Here is a 21680-nt window from a genome sequence, read left to right on the forward strand (position 1 = left end):
AATGTGCTCGACGGAGAGCCCGTTCCGAGAGTGACGGACTCCCGACAACCACCAAAAGTCTGTGTTCCGTGATTCAATTCTGGGCTACACTGCAGCTCGCCGACGGACGAGCGGGACGGGCGTGCGCGGAGCGCATCCCGTCCCGTCCTCGATGATTCGGGGGTATCCCGGGGGACATTCATGTCGATGCTCATCGCCTCGTGCATCTTGCTCGCGTGCGCCCTGGCCGGGCTCGTGTTCATGGCGGCGCGATATCGGCGCTCGACGAACGCTGAAATCGACGCTCGCAAGCGCGTCGATTCCCTGGAGAACGAAAACAAGGCGCTCGTGGCGAAGCTCCACGTCGCGGTGGAAGAAGACAAGAAAAAGGTCGGCTGGCTCGATCATCAGGAGCAGGAAATCCTCTGGCTCCGGGCAGAGCTGGAAAAGCGGCCCAAGATCACGCGCAAGACGTACAAGATCCTCACGCTCGGCGTGAAGGCCACGGGCAAGACCTCGCTCACCCTCAAATGGGCAAACCCGCTCATCGACCTCGGCGTCCTCGCCGGCACCAAGATCGATCGTTACGAGCGGACCGTGAGCCACGTGCTCCAGAAGGACGTGGTCATGGAGCACGTCTTCGAGGTCGGCGATTGGGGCGGCGAGCACATCGTCGACGCGCAGCAGGAGCTCATCGGAGACGAGATTCATGGGCTTCTCATCGTCGTCGATCTCGGCGGCAAGGACGCGAAGAAGGTCGAGCCCGGGCGTATCCAGGAGCAGCTCCAGGAGTTCCAGCCGCAAGCGCTGAAGTATTTCTTCGGCCCGAAGACCGTGGCGTCGTGCAAGACCGTGGTGCTCTTCATCAACAAGAGCGATCTGCTCTCGGGCACGCCGCTCGAGGTAGAGGAGCAAGCGAAGAAGCTTTATGCCCCGCTCATCGAGAACCTCATGAAGTACTCGATGCAGCTCGACATCCGCGTCTTCGTCGGCTCCGCGAACTTCGGCCACTCGACGCACCTCTTGTTCTCGCATTTCGTGGAGCGGATCCTCCCGAAGCACGCCTACGATTCGCAGCTCTTGCAGCGCATGGTGAAGGACTTCTCGGAGACGCCGAAGGCGGAGAAGTCGGAGAAGACGGTCCCGCTGCCCGCGGTGAACGCGTCCTCCGAGCCTCCCAAGCTTTCGCGGGTGAACTAAATGAGCGCGCGCGGCGAAGGCCGAAGGGGCGGCTACGTGGCGCCGACGTACAAGGCGCCCGGCGACGTGGCCTGGTACCACTTCCTGCACGGGAACGTCCCAGGGCACCAGATCGATTTCATGTATCATCCCGAGGTGCCCCAGGGCCCTTTGTCCCGGCAGCATTTCGGCCACCTCTCGCGGCTGCTCAAGTACATCGAGCCGCGGACGACGAGCGATTGCGCGTTCGCCATCGGAAACCTCTCCCGCGACGACACGCAACACGAGCCGGGGCGCGGCGGCGTGGCGCTCATCTTCGGGCTGCGCATCCGCGGCGCCCGCGATCACGCCGGCCGGCAAGACCCGCCATTCTCGCACGCGATCGTGGCCATCGAGCGTGATCTCGACGCGGCCTTCGTGCATCGGGCCGCGCTCGAATTCCGGGCGCGGCTCTTCGAGCGCACGGCCGTGACGGCCGAGGGCCACGGCTGGTATCATACGTATGCCCGGTGCGGCGAGGATCCGGCCGCAGCGCTGCCGCTCTTGCAAGCCTACAAAGCGAGCTTCGAGGGGCTGCCCTCGGCGGGACAAGGGACACGTTCGCTCCGCTGGGCAGTGGCCGAGGAGGTCAAGCTGCCGGGGCGTATCGTGATCGTGCACGACGATGATGCGCCGTTCGAGGAGATCGCGGCGTGCGCGGCGCGGATCGCGGCCGTCCTCTATCGTTCGAACATCAAATGGACGGCCCTCTCGAACGGGCGGGAATCCGATCTGCCAAACGGCGTCACGATCCGATTCTTGCCGGCGAGCGAGGTCGGCCCGCAGCCTTCGGGCACGCCGGTCTTTCCGCTCGAACGCGTGCCGCACGACGAGGACGAGCTCGCGCGGGAGCTCTTCGGCGCGACGCCCGCGCGTGATCACGAGGGCCCGGAGCGCGGGCGCGGCTGGCGGGATCAATATCGTGGTCCCGCGACGACGTTGCTCGTCGAGGAGGAGCCCACGCGGGCGGAGTCGGCCGAGCCGTCCGCCGAGATGCCATTGTCATCGGCCACGAAGCGATGGCCCTGGGCCGGGCTCGGCGCGGTCGTCGCGATGGGTTGCTTCGGCATGTACCTGCTTCGCGGGGCGCATCCGGGCGATGCATCCGCGCCGGAATCGTCGTCGCCGCAGCTCGCCCCCGGCACCGAGGCCGCACCGCCGAGCGTCGCGCAGCCCGACGTGTTGCCTTCGCCGAGCCCGCCGTCCGTCAAGCCATCCGTTCCGGAAAAGGCGAGCGCCAGCGTCGCGGAGCCGGACTCCGCCTCGTCGAACAAGCAAGCGAAGACGCGGTCGCCGAAAGCGTCCCGCAAGCCGCCGCCGGTCGTCGGGGGCCCGCCGAGGTTCTGAGCGTATACGTTTGGCAAGGAACGTCGCCGCGCCCCCGAGGGAGCGCGGCGACGTCGTTTCGGAGAGGATCAATCGAACGATTGCATGTCCCGGCGGAGGCCCGCGGGCGCCGGATCCTGGGGATCGCCGCCCTGGCCGCCCGGTCCCTCGAGCCCGATCTCGAACGAGACACCCGTCGCCGCCGGCGCCTGGCCGACGAACGCAATGCCGATCGAATGCCCGCCGTGACCGCCGCCGCCGTGACCGCCGCTACCGCCCTTGCCCCCATTGCCGCCGGGGCACCCGGGTTTCAGCGGAGAGATCAGGGGCGGCGCGCCGCCGGGCCCTCCCATTCCGCCTTTCCCGCCCGCCTGGCCCGCGGCCCCGTCGCCGCCTCTTCCGCCGCCCGCCGTGACGATCGTGACGGCCTCGGACGAGATCCTCGCGTCGATGCTCAGGATGCCGAAGCTCCCGCCGGCTGCGCCCCCGCCCGCGCCGCCTTTGCCGCCGCAGCCCCCCGTCCCGCCGCTGCCGCCGCCGCCCCCGTGCGTCGTCGCGCTCCCGGTCGGGCATTTGCCGGAGCCGGAGCCCCCCATTGCGGCGCCGCCGCCGCCGCCGGCCAATCCCACGGTCCCTTCGCCGCCGCTCGCACCGGACGCGCCCTCGTACCCATTCGTCGAGATCGTCCCGACATTCACGCCGTGGGCGCCTTGCGTGCCCATGCTCCCGGCGGGGCCGGGATCACCCGGCGTGCATTCGGTCCCCGTGAATTCCTCGGGCTCGCCGCCCTGGCCGCCGCTCGAGTCCTTGCCGAACGAGCTATTGCGACCGGCCTTTCCCCAGGGCGAGGTGCCGAAGCCCCCCGCTCCGCCGATCGACTCGACCGTTCCGCACGTCGAGGACACCTCCTGCACCGTGGAATATGTGCACGCGGCAAACCCCAGTTTTCCGGGCGTCCCGTCGGTCGCGCCGACGGCCTCGGGCGGCGGGGCAAACCCGTCCGCGCCTTTGCCGGCCTCCAGGTGGCAGCGAGCGAGCTTCAGATCGGCCCGATCCGCGATGACCGCAATCGAAGAGAGGCCGCTCTGGACCGCGTCCGCCGCGACGACCTTGAGATTCGTCAAGACCGTCGGTCCGCCTGCGCCGACGCGCAAGGGCACCTCGTTTGCGCTCGCGGACAGCGTCGTCATGCCCGCCTGTGTGGTCCACGGCGAGCCGCCCGTGCAGTTGTATCCGCCGTGGATCACCTCGCCGCCGCGGAGCGCGAGGGGCTCGATGAACGTCTCGGCGCACGCGTAAATGGGCCGCGCCCCCTGCTGCTGCACCTTGTCCACGGCTGCGCGCAACGTCCGCAGCGGGAGCTCGACCGTCCCCGGGTTCGAATCGTCACCCGAGGCCGCCACGTACAGCCCGCATGAAGCAGGCCGGCTCGGATCCCCGTCGAGGGGGCATGCCGCCTGCGAGCTCGCCTGGCCGGCGCAGGTCTTCGTGACGCTGCAATCGGCGAACACGTCGAGCCCGCAGCCCCCGAATGCAAAGGCGCTCGCGGCGCAGGCGAGCACCGCCAGCGTGGACGTCGAGCAAGGACCGCGCATCGGCCTCGAATCTCTCCCATTCTCCACACGAATCATCTTCGTTTGCCCTCAAAAGGTACCAAGAACCACGAGCGAGCCCCCCTGCGAGGACACCGCCGGGAGCGCGTACACCGAGCCCGTCGCGCGGAGTTTCGGCCCCGAGAGGCCGTACACGAGCGTTCCCAAGGCGATCACGCCTCCTCCGACGAAGCTCCACAGCGCAGCCTCGCCGAGCTGGTTTTGCTCGTTCTTCAGGCGAATGAGCTCGGGGCACGCGCCCGCGCCGGGATTCGACGTGCAATATGCGTCGTTCTCGCCGGCCAATGACTCTGCCTTTGCAGCCGCCTCGCCGGCGCGTCCCTTGGAAAGGGCCGTGAGCACGACACCTCCCAGGATTCCGACCCCCGCGGTCACGCCGCCCGCGACGAGCAGCGGCTTGCGCATCGATCGCGCCTTTCCCGGCGCCTCCGCCTCCGCGTTTTCCTTTGGCGCGAGCGCCCCGCGCGGCGCCTCGCTTTTCGGAAGATCCAGCCGCAAGAGCTGCGATTCCCCGGGTTTGGCCTCGATCACGACCGGCCCCGACGAGCGCTCGCCGAGGCGCGCCTCGAGCGTACGCCTGCCCGGCTCGACGAACACGCCCGCGTTCGCCTCGGGCCAGCGCAATTCTGCGCCGTCGACGATCAAATGAACGCCCGCCACGTTCGATTGCACGGACAGCTCCGTGACCCTGGCGCGCGCCTCGGACAGCATCGCCGAGGTGTCCTTCATCTCGTCGGCCGCAACGTCCTCGGCGTGCCGCAGGAAATACGAGAGGTGCTCGGCGGCGTCGCGGTGGTGGCCGAGCTCGAGCTCGACCCACCCGAGCGTCCCCGCGATCTGGAAATGCTGCATGATACGCCAGGCGGCCCGGAGCTCGTCGAGGGCGGCCTGCCATTGCTTCGCCTTCGCCGCGTCCTTGCCACGCACGTAATGCGCCCGGGCCGCGTCGGCGGACGAGGACGACGCCTCCGAAGGCGGCGGAGGATCCGCCGCTGCCGCGGATAGCGCGGCGCTCTGCACGGCGAGCCCCAGGACGAGCGGAAAGAGATACCGCGCTCCGATGGTCCTTTCGATGCTCCCACCCATGCGGCAGGATAACACGAATCGACCTTGAATCGAGCGCCTATGCGGAAAACTCGTCTGCTCAGCGCTTGCAATTCGGGAAAAACCGAGGGCACGCCTTCGCGCCCGCGGGCGCCTTCGCGCTCGGGGCGGGCGATTTCGCCTTCGTCGTGGCGGGGCGCGGCGCAGGCGGATCCACCGGCGGCTTGCTCCCGCCGCGGACGGGCCATGCGTTCCGTTTGTCCGGGCCAAGGACATTCGGCGTGGCCCCGGCGTCCGTGGACGAAGGCGGCGCCGGCTCGGCCCCGGGCAATGACACGGGCGCCGGCGCGGCCCGCGCCATGTCGTCCGCGGGCGAAGGAGGCGAGGGGAGCGCAATCGTCTCGCTGGGGACGGCGCTGTCCGCGGGCTTCTTCGCCGTCGCCCGCGAAGCCACGATGAAAATCAAGACCGGCGCGGCCAGGAGCAGCAGCAAGATCGCGCCCCGGCGCAACACTTGCCGTTTCCGCCGCTGCTTCTGCAATGCGCCGTCCACGGCTTCGGTCCCGGCCGTCATCGTGATGGCTCCGACGGTCATCGTGGTGCTCGGCGCGGTGCGATTCTCGGCGGTGGCGGACAGCTGTGTCGTGGTCGCGGTGAGAATGGCGCTCAGGGACGCATCTCGCCATGGCGCCCGCGGACCGTCGAATGCAGGTGGCGCAGGCCTTTGTTTGTCCCCGTCGGTCTTCGGGCTCGTCCCGGGTGGAAGGATGACCGTGCCATTCAAGGCGACTTCCCCGACCTGCGTCGGCGCCTCGGCCTCCTCGGGTGTCGTGCCGTCGATGGCCAGCGTGAACTTCTGCGTCTCCGGAAAGACGTCGGGGCGCGGCAACGTCGGCGGAATGGGGACCTCGATCGAAGGATCCGAGACGGACACGACCTCGCGTGCGCTGGCCATGGACGTGAGCAGCTCCGCGACCGCCTCGGCAGATTGAATACGTTTGCCCCGGTCCCGCTGCAGGCACCGGTCGACGAGGTCGGCGAGCCGCGGATCGACGTGGCGGACGCGGCTCGCCACCGGCGGAATCTCGGCCGTCAGGATCTGCTGGAAGAGGACGTCCACGTTGCCCTTGAAGGGCCGCACGCCCGTGAGCATTTCGTACAGGACGACGCCCAGCGACCACACATCCGTCCGGAAATCGAGATCCTCGACGCAAAGCACCTGCTCGGGGCTCATGTACCCCGGCGTGCCGACCATCACGCCCGTGACGGTGCGGACGCAGTCCTTCGTATCGAGCTGCTTGGCCACGCCGAAATCGAGCACCTTCACGACGAAGCCGTCGGCGCTCGATTCCCGGTGGAGGAATACGTTCTCCGGCTTCAGGTCACGGTGAATGATGCGCGCCTCGTGCGCGGCCGCGAGGGCGAGCGCGACGTCCCGGCCGATCCTCGCGGCTTGTTTCGACGGGAGCCTGCGCTCGCGCTCCAGAAGATCCGCGAGCGTCTCCCCCGAAAGGAGCTGCATCACGAGAAAAGGATCCCCCGCGGACGTCTCACCGGCGTCGTAGACGTCGACGATGTTCGGGTGGGACAAACTTTTGAATGCGCGTGCCTCGCGACTGAGGCGAAGGCGGAGGTCCGCGCTCGGCCGCAGAATCAGCTTGATGGCGACGCGACGCCCGGTGCGCTCGCTCTGGGCCTCCCAGACCGACCCCATCGCCCCCTCGCCGAGTGGACGGACGAGGCGATAGTCTCCCCCGATGCAGTCTCCGGCTTTCATGACCCCCCCGGCGCGCGATGTTACCACTGGCAGTGAGCAACAACACGGAAAAGCCGAGCGGGCTCCCGTTTTGATCGGGATTCGTCCGGGTCTAATTCCCCCGGCGGGCCTTTGGACGTGATCGGCGCGCGTCCAAGAAGCTCCACAGAGCAACCACGGCGACGAGCCCTGCGATCACGGCTGCCGAGATCGACAAATTGCGGAGCACGTCCTGATCGGGATCACTTTCGAAGGGGATCACCGGCGGCGCGGGGCCGAGCTTTTCGAGCATTCCCTTCACCACCTCGATCGGAATGCCGAAGTTCAAGCTCTGCGATTGATTGAGCGTGCCCACCGCGACGGCGACGACCTCCCCGCGCCTCGTCATGATGGGGGAGCCGCTCGATCCCGGCGAAATGGCGGCCGTGATCTGGAGGCCCCACGATTCGAGCTCGGAGGCGCGGTCGATTTCCTTGCCCACGCCGCGCTCCCGCTTCGCCGAGACGATCCCCACCGTGAGCGTCCCCGAGAGCCCGAGGGGGCTGCCGATGACCACGACCTCGTCGCCCGGCGCGACGCCGCTCGAATCCCCGAGCGAGAGCGCCGAAAGACCTGCCCCGTCCGCCTTCAGAATGGCGATGTCCCGGTCCTCGTCGTCGCCGAGGCGCCCGAGGATCGCGAGCTTCGAGCCGTCGGAGAGCGTCGCCGTCACCTTCGCGGCGCCGTCCACGACGTGGTGGTTCGTGACGATCCGCCCATCCGGCGAAACGAAAAAGCCCGTCCCGGTCCCGACCTTGCGGCCCGTCGCGTCCTCCACCGTGAGGAGAACGACGGAGGGCTTCGTGCGCTCCGCGAGCTCGGCGAGCTCACTGCCGGCCGCCCGGGCGACCGCCGGCGAAAACGAGAGGGTCAAGGTTATCGCTGCCGCGAGCCGACGAACCATGGGGCGACGGGAATCGAACGGGCCGTGTTTGTCAAGCGAGAATCGCTTTCCGATTGCCATTTCGTCCGCTCAAGCCGAGCGCCGCACGGGCCTCCGCGGGGCGGCCCGCGGGCGTTCGTGGCGCATTTCCGCCACGGAGGAGAGGACTCGCTCGAGCTCCGCAGGATCGATCGGCTTCGTCATGTGGGCATCGAAGCCCGCGGCGAGCGCGCGGCGCCGGTCCTCGGCGCCGCCGTATCCGGTCTGCGCGATGAGATAGCTGCCTGCCGTCACGGCCATCGCGCGGAGCGCGCGGGCCACGGCGAATCCATCCATGTCCGGCAAGCCGAGGTCGCACAGCACCACGTCCGGGCGCAGCCGCTTTGCCGCCTCTATCCCGGCGGGCCCCGTGTACGCCACCTCGGCGCGATATCCGAGGAGCACGAGCAGGTTGCGCAGGATGTCCGCGGTGTCGTGGTTGTCCTCGATGACGAGAATGCGCAATGGACCGTCGGTTTGTCGGGGCTGAGGGGCCGAAGTCGTCGCGGCGCCGAGCGCGGCCTCCGTCGAGAGCGGCAGCCGCACGCAGAGCGTCGAGCCTTTCCCCAGCCCCGCGCTATGGGCCTCGACGGCGCCGCCGTGCAGCTCGACGAGCCCCTTGACCACGGCGAGCCCGAGCCCGAGCCCGCCGCGCGATCGGTCGAGGCTGCGATCGGCCTGGCTGAACGTCTCGAAGAGCCGCCCGAGCATGGCCGCATCCATGCCGATGCCGGTATCGCTGACCGCGATCGTGACCTCGTACGTCTCCACGTCATCGTCCACCTGCACGTGAATTCGCCCGCCCGGGTCGGTGAATTTGATCGAGTTGTGCAGCAAATTGCCGACGACCTGCGAGAGCCGGGTGGGATCGCCCTCCACCCAGCGAGGCTCCTCCGGCGCGGAGACCGACAGCACGAGGCCATTGGCCGACACGATGGATGCGTAATCGTGGGCGACGTCGCGGACGATCTGCACGACGTCGCAAGGCTCCTTGCGCAGCTCGAGCTTGCCGCGGGAGATACGCGACACGTCGAGGAGATCGTCGATCATCCGGGCCATGTGCGCGACTTGCCGCTCGATCATGGCGAGCGTCTGGCGCGCCTCCGGCGAGCGGCCTGCCTGCATGTCGAGGACCTTCACGGCCGTACGAATGGGGGCCAGCGGGTTTCGGAGCTCGTGGCCGAGCATGGCCAGAAACTCGTCTTTGCGGCGGTCGGCCTCCCGGAGCGCGAGCCCCGCCTCGCGCAGCGCGCGCTCGGTCTGCTTGAGCCGGGTGACCTCCTGCACCGTCACGTTGATGCCTTGCACGAGGCCCGATGTGTCCTTGATCGGCACGAAGCTCGCGATCCAATCCCGCAAAACCCCGGGCTGCCCCTGGGTTTCCATCCGATACTCGTTGTCCATCGAGCTATCGCCGGTCTCGAGGACGTGACGAAGCGCGCCGTCGATGGGCGCCGCCACGCCGGGCACCATCTCCCATACCGTGCGGCCGATGTGTGCGGCGACGGAGGCGCCATTGTATCGGGCCAGCGTCTCGTTGATGTTCACGTACCGGAGCTCGGTGTCGAGGACACAGAGGCCCGCGGGCGAGGTCGTGTACACATTCTGGAGCTCGGCGAGGTGGCGCTGCGCGGCTCGTTCGCTCTCCTTGAGCTTGCGGACGAGCTCGCCGCGATCGATCACGGCGGCCACCTGATCGCTCAGCGTCTGCATGAACCGGATCTCCTCGTCCGCGAAGCGGGTGCGCCGGCTCGTCGCGAATGCCAGCGTGCCGAGCACGCGGCCGTGGGCGATGAGGGGAAACCCTGCGTACACCTGCACGCCGACCGCCTTGAGCGGCCCGGATCCGGGGAACGTGGAATGCTGGAGGTCTTCGAGGACGAGGGGCTTGCCCGATTCGGCCACCGCACCACACACGAACTCGCCGAGCTTGAGCACGTGGTATTGCGCGCGCAGCTCCTCCGTGAGGCCCCCGCTCGATTCGAGCTCCAGCGTTCCGGGCGTGTGCCCCGCCATGTAATTGAAGTAGAGCTCGACGCCGAGCTCGGCGCCGAGCTCGGCGAACATCGGCCCGAGCAATTCCACGGGCTCGTCGCTGAGGACGAGGCGCCCGGCAGCCTTGGCGAGCAGGCGGAGGTGCGTATTCTGGGCTTCCTGGGCTTCCTGCACGCGCTTTCGTTCGGCGGCCTCCCGCGCGCTCTGCGCCGCGGCGTCGCCGAGCCGCTCGGCCGCGCGCCGCCATTGCACGCCGAACGCCGCCGTGGCCCAGAGGACCGCCACGCTGGATACACGGCCGATGGCGTCGAGCCACGGCGCAACGACGGGCGTGCCGGTGGAGAGATAGAATCCGAGCGTCGTGAAGAGCGTGCATCCTGCGACGACGGAGAGCGTCGCGCCGCGATGGGGAAGCCATACGGAAAGGGAGACGGGCACGACGTACGCGTATGGCAGCATGAATCCCAGGGGAGTCATGATATCCAGAACGAAGATCCCGAGCACGAGCATTCCGACGACGAGCGAGCGCACGACCGCCTCCCTGGCGAACCATTGCCGCCGGGCCGTCTCGTCCGTATCCTCGGAGATTCGCGGCCGGTCTCCCGACATGCTCCTCACAGCGTGCTGGCGGCGCCTCCACCCCACGGCGCACTCGCTCCCTTTGAGGGGAAAACATGCGCGATGCCACGTCCGTCGTCGAGCCGTGGGGCGGGCCGGACGGGAGGCCTTCGCGTTTCATCGCTCGTGCGGGCTCACCCGGACGTGGATGAGGGATTTCCCCGAGGGGGCCCGGTATACCGCATTCCAGCGTGGATGCTATGGACAGGACTCCATGCCTGCACGCTTCTGGCCCGGTCGCGAGTACCCCCTTGGATCCTTCTACGACGGATTCGGCGTGAACTTCGCTGTCTTCTCGGAGAACGCCGAGCGGGTCGAGCTTTGCCTGTTCGAGAGCCCGGACGACCGGTCCGAGCGGGACAGGATTGTCCTTTCGGAACGAACCGCGCACGTATTCCACGGGTACGTCCCGGCGCTTCGCCCGGGGCAACTTTATGGGTATCGCGTCCATGGCCCCTACGACCCGACGCGGGGCCTCCGCTTCAACCCGCACAAGCTGCTTTGCGATCCGTATGCCCAGGCCGTCGCGAACGAGGTCGACTGGCGGGCGCCGATGTTCCCGTACAAGCTCGGCCACCCCGATCAGGACCTCGCGATGTGCGACGAGGACAATGCCTGGGGCGCGCCGAAGGCCGTCGTCGTCGACAACGTCTTCGACTGGGAGAACGACAAACAGCCGCGGACGCCGTGGCGCGACACGGTGATCTACGAGCTGCACGTCAAAGGTTTCACCATCCGGCATCCCGACATCCCCGAGGGGCTGCGGGGCACGTACGCGGCGCTCGCCTCCGAGCCCGTGATTTCGTACCTGAAGAAGCTCGGCGTCACTGCGGTCGAGCTCTTGCCCGTGCACGAAATGGTCGACGACAGGATGCTCGTCGATCGAGGACTCCGGAATTACTGGGGGTACAATACCCTCTCCTATTTCGCGCCGGCGGGCCGGTATGCCTCGATGGGCCGGCGGGGCGAGCAGGTCGCCGAGTTCAAGCGGATGGTGAAGACGCTCCACGCGGCCGGGATCGAGGTTGTCCTCGACGTCGTCTACAACCACACGGCCGAGGGCAACCACCTCGGGCCGATGCTCTGCTACGAGGGCATCGACAACCCCACGTATTATCGCCTCGTCCCCGGGGATCCGCGGTATTACATGGATTATACCGGCACCGGGAACTCGCTCAACATGCGGCACCCGCAGACGCTCAAGCTCGTCATGGACAGCTTGCGGTACTGGGTGACGGAGATGCACGTCGACGGTTTCCGCTTCGATCTCGCCTCGACGCTCGCCCGCGAGCTCCACGACGTCGACCGGCTGAGCGCGTTCTTCGACATCATCCACCAGGATCCGATTCTTTCGCGGGTAAAACTCATCGCCGAGCCCTGGGACGTCGGCGAGGGCGGCTATCAGGTGGGCAATTTCCCGGTTCTGTGGACCGAGTGGAATGGCCGTTATCGTGACGCCGTGCGCCGCTACTGGAAGGGCGACGCCGCGGTCACCGCCGAGCTCGGGTATCGGCTCACCGGGTCGAGTGATCTCTACGAGGGCGGCGGCCGGCGGCCCACGGCCAGCATCAACTTCGTCACGGCCCACGATGGCTTCACGTTGCGTGATCTCGTCACGTACGACCACAAGCACAACGAGGCGAACGGCGAGGCGAACCGCGACGGGGCCGACAACAACGATAGCTGGAACCACGGCGTCGAGGGCGAGACCGACGATCCGGCCGTCGTGGCCTTGCGCGATCGGCAAATGCGGAACTTCTTCACGACGCTGATGATCTCGCAGGGCGTGCCGATGATCTGCGGCGGCGACGAGCTCGCCCGGACCCAGCGCGGAAACAACAATGCGTATTGCCAGGACAACGAGATTTCCTGGCACGACTGGGAGGTCGACGCGCGGCAGCGATCGATGCTGGAGTTCGTCCGGCGCCTCTCGGCGTTCCGGCACGAGCAGCCCGTGCTGCGGCGAAAGAGGTTTTTCTCGGGCGGCTACATTCGCGGCAGCGAGATGAAGGACATCGTCTGGTTCCGCCCGGACGGCCGGGAGATGACCGCCGAGGATTGGCAGAACCCGCACGCGCGGGCGCTCCAGATGTTCCTCAACGGCGACGCCATTCCCTCGACCGACGCGCACGGCGAGCCCATCGTGGGGGACACGCTCCTCGTCCTCTGCAATGCGCACCACGAGCCCTTGCCGTTCGTCCTGCCGGCCATCGAATGGGGCGAGCACTGGGAGGTCGTGATCGACACCCGCACCGCGGCGGCGCCCGAGATCGGCCTGCCGACCCGGGCCGGCGAGCGATACGTCCTCGAGTCGCGCTCGATGGCGGTGCTCCGCCTCCGCCCCAAGCAAGAGCCCGGCGCGAAGAGCGCGATTTGAGGAATGACCATGATGCAATTGGAGTCGACCGACAAGGCGCCCCCGCAGAGCCCGAAGGGGGCCGGAGCGGACCCTGCGGAGGGCCTTTACGAGACGATCCTCGCGGGCGCGCGCGTGCCCGGGGCGACCTATCGTGTCCAGTTGAACCACGCGTTCACGTTCCAGGACGCCGCGGCCATCGTGGAGTATCTCGAAAAGCTCGGGGTGACGGATCTGTATGCGTCGCCCTTCTTCAAGGCGCGGCCGGGCAGCATGCACGGCTACGATCTCGTCGATCACAACAGCCTGAACCCCGAGATCGGCACGCCTGCCGATTTCGACGCCCTGCACGAGCGGCTCGCGGCCCGCGGGATGGGGCTGCTCCTCGATTTCGTGCCGAACCACATGGGGGTCCACACGGCGGAGAACGCCTGGTGGATGGACGTGCTCGAAAATGGGCCGAGCTCGCTATATGCGCCGTTCTTCGACATCGACTGGCACCCGCTGAAGAGCGAGCTCGAACGGCGCGTGCTCCTGCCCGTGCTCGGCGAGCATTACGGCAAGGTGCTGGAGAACGGCGATCTCGAGCTCTCCTTCGATCACGGCGCCTTCTTCGTGCGTTGTTATGGCAATCCCCTGCCGCTCTCGCCGCGGACGTTCCCGCTCATCCTGGAGCCGATCGTGCCCTCGCTCGCCCGCGCGCTCGGCGAGGAGGACGACGTGGTCCTCGAGCTCATGAGCATCATCACGGGCCTCGGGAATCTGCCGTCGCAGGGCGAGACGCATCGATCGAAGGTCATCGAGCGCCGGCGCGAGAAAGAGATTCTCAAGCGGCGGCTCGCGGCGCTCGTCGCCGAGTCGCCGGCCGTGGCGCGGGCCATCGAGGAGCGGATCCGGGTGATGAGCGGGCAAAAGGGTGATCCGCAAAGCTTCGACGCGCTCGACGCGCTCCTCGAGAACCAGGCCTACCGATTGAGCTACTGGCGCGTGGCCGCCGAGGAGGTCAATTACCGGCGTTTCTTCGACATCAACGATCTCGGGGCGATCCGGATGGAAAACCCCGCGGTCTTCGAGGAGGCGCACCGGCTTTTGTTCCAGCTCATGGACGAGGGGAAGGTGATGGGGCTCCGGATCGATCATCCGGACGGCCTCTGGGCGCCTTCCACGTATTTCTGCAGGCTCCAGCGCACGTTTTTCCTGCACCGCGTGCGCCGCGAGCTCGCGGGGGCCGAGGACGGCAAGGGCGCGGCGGCGGCGTTGCAATCGCTCCTTTTGAGCCGGTTCGATCGCGACGCCGAGAAGCGCCCGGAGGATCCGCCGCGGCCCCTTTACATCGCCGTGGAGAAGATCCTCTCGCGAAGCGAGGAGCTGCCGCGCGACTGGGCCGTGCAGGGGACGAGCGGGTATGACTTCGCCGCGCTCGCGTCGGCGCTCTTCGTGGATCGGAGCGCCGAGCGGACGATCACCTCCATCTACGAAGGTTTTACCGGGCTGCACCTCGATTTCGGGACGCTCGCCTACCAGAAGAAAAAGGTCATCCTGGAGAGCTCGCTCGCGAGCGAGCTCAACGTCCTCGCGAGCGCGCTCAATCGTATCTCCGAGCGGGATCGGCATACGCGCGATTTCACGCTCGGCACGCTCACGGACGCCCTACGCGAGGTCATCGCGTGTTTCCCGGTCTACCGGACGTACCTCCACGAAGGCACGGCGAGCGTGGCGCCGCGCGACGCCGCGGCCATTCGCGCGGCGCTGCGGGCGGCGCGGCGGCGCAATCCCACGACGGACGCCTCGGTTTACTCGTTTCTCGGTGGCATCCTCCTCCTCGAACGCCCGCCGCACCTCTCCGAGCAAGAGCTCGCGAGCCGCCGTGATTTCGTCATGCGGTTTCAGCAGCTCACGGGGCCCGTGACCGCGAAGGGGCTCGAGGACACGGCGTTTTACGTGTACAATCGCCTGGTCTCGCTCAACGAGGTCGGCGGCGAGCCGGAGCGGTTCGGGATCACCGTGGACGAGCTCCACCGGGGGAACGAGGCTCGCCAGAGGCTCTGGCCCTCGTCGATGCTCACCACCACCACACACGACACGAAGCGGAGCGAGGACGTCCGCGCCCGTATCCACGTCCTCTCGGAGCTGCCCTCGGATTGGGCGGGCACCTTGTATCGCCTGGCCGAGGCGACTGCGCCGTTCCGCGAGGAGCTCGAAGGGATCACCGCGCCGGATCGCAACGAGGAGTACCTCTATTACCAGACCTTGCTCGGGACCTGGCCATTCGGCGCCCCGTCGGCTTCGCCCGCGTACGTCGAGCGGCTCGTCGATTACATGCGCAAGGCCACGAAGGAGGCGAAGGTCAATACCTCGTGGACCAACGCGGATCCCACGTACGACGCGGCCGTCGAGCACTTCGTCCGCAAGACGCTGGCCGACGGGCCGGAGACGCGCGCGTTTCGCGAGGCGCTGCTCCCGCTCGCGCGCACCGTGGCCTACCACGGCATGTGGGGCTCGCTCGCGCAGGTCCTCTTGAAGCTCACCTCGCCCGGCGTGCCCGACATTTACCAGGGCAACGAGCTCTGGGATTTCAGCCTGGTCGACCCGGACAACCGCCGGCCCGTCGATTTCAGGATCCGAACGCAGATCCTCGCGGAGATCGAGGAGCGACGGCGCGCGCCCGAATCCCGGGCGGACCTTGTGCGCGCGCTCGTGGAGAATGCGAGCGACGGACGCATCAAGCTCTACGTCACGCGCGTCGCCCTCGAAGCGCGCCGGCAAATGCGGGCGCTTTTCGGCCCGGAAGGCGCATACGTGCCACTCGGGGTCTCGGGGCCCTCGAAGGATTACGTGGTGGCGTTCGCGCGGCGGAACAAGGACCAGGAGATCCTCGTCGTGACCCCGCGGCTCACCGCGCGTCTCTCGAACGGGCGCAGCGAGCCGCCGATCGGCGCGGCCTGGGGTGAAACCACGCTCCGGATCGATGCGCCCTCCAACGGAGCCACGACTTGCGCGTACGAAAACCTCTTCACCGGTGAGACGATCGAGGCGACGCCCGCGGACGCTGGGCTCGGGCTGCCGCTCGCGCGCGTGCTCGGCGCCTTTCCCGTGGCGCTGCTCGCGCGGAAGGCGGTCGACAGCGAGGGATTGTCATGAAGAACCAGACGAACGCCCCCTCGCTCGGCGCGTCATTCGAGGGAAACGACGTCGTTTTCCGCATCTGGGCACCGGATCACGATCGCGCCGAGGTCGTCCTGTACGACGCCGACGCCGTGACCGAGCGGGTACGTCTCCCGATGCAGGCGGAGCCGGGCGGGTTTTTCCGGGCACGCGTGGGTGCCTCCGGACCCGAAGCCTCCGTGCTCTACAAGTTCGGCGTGGGCGGCACCGGCCCCTTCCCCGACCCGTATTCGCGCTCGCAGCCGTTCGGCGTGCACGGGCCCTCGGAGGCCAGGCGATTCTCGTTTGCATGGACCGATCAGGGTTTTTCCGGGGTGAGCCCCGAGGATCTCGTCCTTCAGGAGATCCACGTGGGCACGGCGACGGCCCAAGGGACGTTCGAGGCGTTGATCCCGCACCTCTCCGAGCTTCGTTCGCTCGGGATCACGGCAATCGAGCTGATGCCCCTCGCGAGTTTTCCCGGGCGCTGGAACTGGGGCTACGACGGCGTTTGTCTTTACGCGCCGCAGGTCTCCTACGGTGGCCCGCTCGGGCTCATGCGCCTCGTCGACGCGGCGCACGCGCACGGGCTCGCCGTGATCATCGACGCCGTTTACAATCACCTCGGACCCGACGGCAATTACCTCCGCGCCTACACGCGGCGGTATTTCACGGATCGGCACCAGACGCCGTGGGGCGAGGGGCTCAACGTCGACGGCGAGGACGCACGCCCCGTCCGGGAGTTTTTCGCGCGCAATGCGGAGATGTGGATACGTGATTACCACGCCGACGGGCTCCGGCTCGACGCGACCCACGAGATCCGTGACGACGGCGATCCGCACATCCTGCGCGAGATCGCCGAGCGCGCCCGCCGCGCGGGTGGGGGAAAACGAATCCTGGTGATCGCCGAGGACGAGCGCAACGACGAGCGCCTCGTGCGGCCTGTGGACGAGAACGGTCTCGGGCTCGATGCGGTCTGGGCCGACGATTTCCACCACCAGATGCGCCGTGCGTTCGCCGGGGACGAGGACGGTTATTTCCAGGACTATTCGGGGAGCGCCGCGGACATCGCCCGGACCCTGAACGAGGGCTGGTACTATCACGGACAGACCTCGCCGCGGACGGGCAAGCCGCGGGGGACGTCGCCGCGATCCCTCGCGCCCACGCAGTTCGTCCATTGCATCCAGAATCACGATCAGATCGGCAATCGCGCGTTCGGCGATCGCCTCGGCGAGAGCGTGAGCCCCGCGGCGTTCCGGGCCATGAGCGCGCTGCTGTTGCTCTCGCCCTACGTGCCGCTGCTCTTCATGGGGCAAGAGTGGAACGCGAGGACGCGTTTCCAATACTTCACCGACCACGGCGCGGAGCTCGGCCGCCTCGTGACGGAGGGGCGGCGGAAGGAGTTTTCCGCCTTCGCGTCGTTCCAGGGCGCCGAGATCCCCGATCCGCAGGCGGAGTCGACGTTCCTCGCGTCAAAACTCTCGTACGAGGAGCGCGATGCGCCCGAGCACGCCGGCGTACGCGAGCTCCATCGCGAGCTTTTGCAATTACGCGCCGAGCACCCGGCCCTGCGCGCGCGGGAGCGTGGCACGTTCGAGGCCCGCGCCGTGGGCGAGGACGCGCTCGTGCTCACGCGGCGGGGCGGTGGAAAGGAAGTGTCCGTCTGGGTGAACGTGCGCGGACGGCTGCGGCAAAAGCTACAGGAGGGGTTGTCCCACGAGCTCATTCTCGCGACCGAAGAGGCTCGTTTCGGCGGCGCAGGGGGCGAGTCCGTGCGGGAAGGCCTGGCCGAGGGCGAGGTGCGGCTCGACGGGCCGGCCGCAGCGGTGCTAGGGTCGCGGTCATCCGCGTGAGCGTCCGCCTGGTCGTCGATAGCTCGGTGCTCGTCGCCGCGATGAAAGAAGCCGACCCCGGCCATGCCGACGCGGTCGATTTCCTCGATCGCCTGCGCGCCGCTCGCGCAGCCAGGCGAGCCGAGGTCTTCGCGCCCCCAGAGCTCTGGTTCGAGGTACGCGCCGCCGCCCAGAAGCTCGGGCGATCCGGAGGCAACCCGTCTCGGCGGGACATGGACGACCTCGTCACCACGCTCGGCGTCGAGCTCGTGCCGATCACGAGCGTCGCGGAGATCGACGTTTTCTTCGAGCGTCTCGGGCGTCACATGCGGGATCGCGCCCCGTTCACGAATGCGACGGATCTCGTCTATCTGTGGGTCGCGTTCGAGCGCCGCGCGGCGCTGGTCACGCTCGACGCAGGCCTGCGCAAATATCACGGAATGGTCTGCGACGTCATGCGTCCATTCCACGTTCGCCTCGACTGACGGGCGCGGCGGTCGAGCCGATCCACGTCTCGCCGCTTGTATCGGGAAAGCCACGGCACCACGTCCGCCATTGCCGCGAGACGAACGCGGGGAGGAGGACGACGTGAAGCAGCCGAAGCCACCGCAGGCCACGACGCCGGACAAGCATCCCGAAGAATACCTGCACGACCTCAACCCGACCGCACTCGCCGGGCAAAACATCGGAAAGGACGCGCCACACCCGGAAAAAGAGGAGGGGCACAGCGCCTACGACATCAAGGAGGCCCACGAGGCGCTGCCCGATCTGACCGCCGACGAGCTGCGAGAACTCCGCGTGCTGCCGCCCGGCACCCCACTCCTCGAAAACGCGACATACATGGATATCCGGCACCGCGAGCGCGGCGAGATCCTCGGCCGCGCAGGCATGTTCGCAGACGACGTGCACTGGTTCGTACTGAAGAAGGAAGTCGATTACGAGCTCTGGAACAAGCTGCTCGGCATCCACCACGTCAAGCGGACAGGCACGGGGGGATAGGCTCGAGGGGGGCGCCGCGCTGGGGCTTTGCCCCAGGCCCCAGCAGGGGCTGTCCGCCCCTGCACCCGGACCAGCGCAAGCGCTGGACCCGGGGTCGATGAACTGCGCGATGCGCAGTTCATCGAACAGGCCGAGGCGAGGCCGGCGGCGATCCTGCCAGCCAAGACCGCCTCGATTGGCAACGCCGTCTTTGGCCTGTGGGAAGAACTGCGCGATGCGCAGTTCTTCCCCAAATGGTCCAGCGCTTGCGCTGGTTCGGGTCGAGGGGCGAACAGCCCCCGCGGGGTCCGGGGCGGCGCCCCGGCGCTACGCTATGTCAGGGCGCGACGCCGCGCGCGGAGAGCGTGCCCTCGAACGGCGCTCCTGGGCAGGTCCCGAGGGACGACGGGGCTGCGAGCGTGAAATCGATGTCGATACGCGTGCCGTTGATCGCGCCCTTCACGATCGACGTCGCCCCGCCGCAGAAAAATGCGACGCGCGCCTGGTCGAAGGGATACGCGAGATAGGCCTCGTAGATGGTCGTCTCGAAGGCGCCTTCTCCGACGGGCGCTTGGAGCTTCATTTCGAGCAGGCCCCGTTTCCCCGCGACTTCGAATTCCACCTCGCACACCTTTCCCGTGCACGAGATGCCGTCCGCGCCGCCGAGCGCCACGCCGCCGAGTGTTCCTCCGAGCTCCGTCGTGAGGCCCGTCGAGAGGTCGCCGTGGAGCGAGGCCGTCACCGTGTCTGTCGTGGGCTCGCCGCTGGGGCACGCGCCGAGCCGCGTGAGTGAAGGCAGCGAGAACGCAGCCTTTTCCTGCGTGGATCCGCGTGTCACGGTGCTGTTTGGCCCGACACACAGGATATCGCTCGACGCGCCTTGCGACGATACCTCCACGATGCCCGCGATCGGCGTCGCGGGTTGGTCCTCCTCCACGTCGCCCGTGCCCCAGAAGCGCGCGCTGAGCGTGCCGTCCGCGGGATCGTCCGTGACCTGGTACTCGGCCGAGATGCGCCACCCATCGCCTGATTGCATGCGGCCCATGCCGCCTACGCAATACGCCTGCGCTGCCGAGGCGCCGTCGAGCGTGCCTTCGGTTTCGAGGATCGCGGAGCATGACGGCCCGGGATCGGGCGGTGCGTTCGGCGCGTCGTCGCCGCAGGCCGAGAGGAAGAGGATTGCCAGAGAAGACACGAGGCCGAGGACCGGGTAAGCACGCATGAGATTCTCCTCCCAAGGATGGGGGATTGTTGAATGCGGCTACGTGTTGGCAACCGGCGTGCCAGCGCGGGGAAGGCTTGTTTTCGGCGGGAAAACTGGGGGAAGGGGAGCGATCGGGGCGCTCGTTGCTCGAATTGAGCAGATGTCGCGCGCCTCGGAGTTCACACCCGGCGGCCGTGCATCACGGACAGACCGCGCTGCGCTCGCCGACGCCGTGGGTGATGAACTGGATCGGGTGGCTGCCCGTGAACGCGTTCGTCGGGAGCTCGTCCCAGGTGACGCCGTCCGTGCTGCGGAAAAACCTCTGCTTTTCGTACCATTGATCCCAGCCGCCATTGACGGCGACGTAGGTGCCCCCGTCGCTCCGGGCCACGGCGCCCACGAGGGGCCCGGGGCTCGTCTGCGTGGTGCCGTCCGCGTTTTTCTTGCGCACCTCGGTCGGCGTCTTCGTCCACGTGTCGCCGTCCGGGCTCGTGTACCGCAGCGGGATGAACTCCGCGTCGCGGCCCCACGTGACGAACGTGTCGCCGGTCCAGATCAAACGCCCGTCGACCTGGCCGCCGATGTTCGACTCGGTCCAGGTGTCGCCGCCGTCGAGCGAACGACAAGCGACGCCGGTGCCGCCGAGCACGACGATCACGCCATTGCCATAGGCGAAGCCGCCGGACCATTGAATGTCGCCCGCGCACGCGCCCGGGAGCGTGGTCGGTCGCGCCCAGGTCGCGCCCTTGTCCTTGCTCACGTTGATGTCGTTTCCATTGCCGCTGCCGAACGCGAGCAGGAAGCGGCCGCCGTCGTGCGGCGCGAAGCCGGTCCGGCGCACGTTCCACACCTCGCTCGTCACGTCGCCGGCCGGGGTCCACATCGCGCCGAATGCGTCCGCGACCTGCGGCGGGCGCTCGCCTGCGAGGAAGACGTCATTTCCGTACACGATCCCCGCGAACGTCTTGCCTTCGAGCACGTTTTCCCAGTCGACGCCGTTCTTGCTGCGGCGAATCGAGCCGGGTTTGCCCCAGCCGAACGTCGCCACGAAGAAGCCATTGCCGTACGTGATGCCGCGGCCCGCGCCGGGGTGGTGATCACAATCGGTTTCGGCGCTGGAGAAGCAGGGAAAGGCGTCGTCGTCGGAGCGGTTGCCGACCCAGGTCATGCCGTCGTCGCAGGAAATGACCGTCCGCCCCACCATGCCCTGCGCGACGAAGATGGACACGAGCTCCGGATCGACGACGCCGCCGCCCTGTCCGCCTTGCCCGCCGCCGCCCTGTCCTCCGCCGCCCTGACCTCCCGCGCCGCCCTCGCCCGCGCTGCCGCCCGCGCCTCCCGCGACATCGCCGCTGCAAGCGACGAGCACGAGCGCCGCCGCGGCGAGCGCCGCCTTCCCATATCTGCCCACGAACGCCGACGAATCGCGCATCTGACATTCCTCCACGCGAAAGGAGATCCGCGCGGCGGTGGCGTGTCAAGGGCCCTGTCTCTCGACGCGCCGTGACGCGGCCACGGATCCAGTGGCAGGATACAAGGACGCCATTGCGCGATGCGGCGCGGCTTTCGGCCGTTCGACGCGCTGGCGCGCGCCTGCCGATGCGGATACCGTGGTGCCCTCGTGCGCGGGGGAAAGCCTCGTGAACGCTCTTGCCA

Annotated in this window: 14 protein-coding genes; 7 read left to right on the forward strand and 7 right to left on the reverse strand. The window is 68.0% G+C overall.

The features are described from left to right. Positions 1–180: 180 nt before the first annotated feature. Positions 181–1179, forward strand: coding sequence for a hypothetical protein (locus tag QHF84_RS26675; protein ID WP_281316245.1), 999 nt, complete (start codon positions 181–183; stop codon positions 1177–1179). After that, a complete protein-coding gene (locus tag QHF84_RS26680; protein ID WP_281316246.1) occupies positions 1180–2544 on the forward strand; it encodes a hypothetical protein in 1365 nt (454 codons plus the stop codon). Positions 2545–2612: 68 nt separating this feature from the next. Here the strand turns inward: QHF84_RS26680 and QHF84_RS26685 are convergent, their stop codons facing one another. The 5 genes from QHF84_RS26685 to QHF84_RS26705 all read right to left on the reverse strand — a co-directional run bounded on the left by QHF84_RS26685 (position 2613) and on the right by QHF84_RS26705 (position 10423). Further along, complete coding sequence (locus QHF84_RS26685) at positions 2613–4118, reverse strand: hypothetical protein (RefSeq protein ID WP_281316247.1); 1506 nt, start codon at positions 4116–4118, stop codon at positions 2613–2615. A 48-nt stretch (positions 4119–4166) separates the two neighbouring features. After that, a complete protein-coding gene (locus tag QHF84_RS26690) occupies positions 4167–5222 on the reverse strand; it encodes a hypothetical protein (RefSeq protein WP_281316248.1) in 1056 nt (351 codons plus the stop codon). 58 nt (positions 5223–5280) lie between these two features. Next, positions 5281–6957 (reverse strand): serine/threonine-protein kinase, encoded by a 1677-nt coding sequence (locus QHF84_RS26695; protein WP_281316249.1) that lies wholly within the window; start codon positions 6955–6957, stop codon positions 5281–5283. 91 nt (positions 6958–7048) lie between these two features. Then, entirely contained in the window at positions 7049–7879 is an 831-nt protein-coding gene (locus QHF84_RS26700) for a trypsin-like peptidase domain-containing protein (protein ID WP_281316250.1), read from the reverse strand. 69 nt (positions 7880–7948) lie between these two features. Beyond that, positions 7949–10423 (reverse strand): ATP-binding protein, encoded by a 2475-nt coding sequence (locus tag QHF84_RS26705; protein WP_281316251.1) that lies wholly within the window; start codon positions 10421–10423, stop codon positions 7949–7951. A 301-nt stretch (positions 10424–10724) separates the two neighbouring features. Here QHF84_RS26705 and glgX point away from each other — a divergent pair, with 301 nt between their 5' ends. From glgX to QHF84_RS26730, 5 genes are all read left to right on the forward strand, one after another. After that, entirely contained in the window at positions 10725–12887 is a 2163-nt protein-coding gene (gene glgX, locus QHF84_RS26710; RefSeq protein WP_281316252.1) for a glycogen debranching protein GlgX, read from the forward strand. A gap of 9 nt (positions 12888–12896) precedes the next feature. Next, entirely contained in the window at positions 12897–16007 is a 3111-nt protein-coding gene (gene treY, locus QHF84_RS26715) for a malto-oligosyltrehalose synthase (protein ID WP_281316253.1), read from the forward strand. Then, the gene (treZ, locus tag QHF84_RS26720) at positions 16004–17863 is read left to right on the forward strand and encodes a malto-oligosyltrehalose trehalohydrolase (protein WP_281316254.1); all 1860 of its coding nucleotides are present in this window, start codon (positions 16004–16006) and stop codon (positions 17861–17863) included. The genes treY and treZ overlap by 4 nt, the downstream gene beginning before the upstream one ends. Next, entirely contained in the window at positions 17860–18327 is a 468-nt protein-coding gene (locus QHF84_RS26725) for a PIN domain-containing protein (RefSeq protein ID WP_281316255.1), read from the forward strand. The genes treZ and QHF84_RS26725 overlap by 4 nt, the downstream gene beginning before the upstream one ends. A 103-nt stretch (positions 18328–18430) precedes the next feature. Then, positions 18431–18841, forward strand: a complete 411-nt coding sequence (locus QHF84_RS26730) for a hypothetical protein (protein WP_281316256.1) — start codon at positions 18431–18433, stop codon at positions 18839–18841. Between the two features lie 316 nt (positions 18842–19157). Here the strand turns inward: QHF84_RS26730 and QHF84_RS26735 are convergent, their stop codons facing one another. Together QHF84_RS26735 and QHF84_RS26740 are read right to left on the reverse strand one after the other, a co-directional pair. Beyond that, a complete protein-coding gene (locus QHF84_RS26735) occupies positions 19158–20042 on the reverse strand; it encodes a hypothetical protein (RefSeq protein ID WP_281316257.1) in 885 nt (294 codons plus the stop codon). 181 nt (positions 20043–20223) lie between these two features. Further along, complete coding sequence (locus tag QHF84_RS26740; protein WP_281316258.1) at positions 20224–21456, reverse strand: hypothetical protein; 1233 nt, start codon at positions 21454–21456, stop codon at positions 20224–20226. Between the last annotated feature and the right edge of the window lie 224 nt (positions 21457–21680).

It is taken from the genome of Polyangium sp. y55x31, from assembly GCF_029946505.1.
In the GTDB taxonomy this organism is placed as follows: domain Bacteria; phylum Myxococcota_A; class Polyangia; order Polyangiales; family Polyangiaceae; genus Polyangium.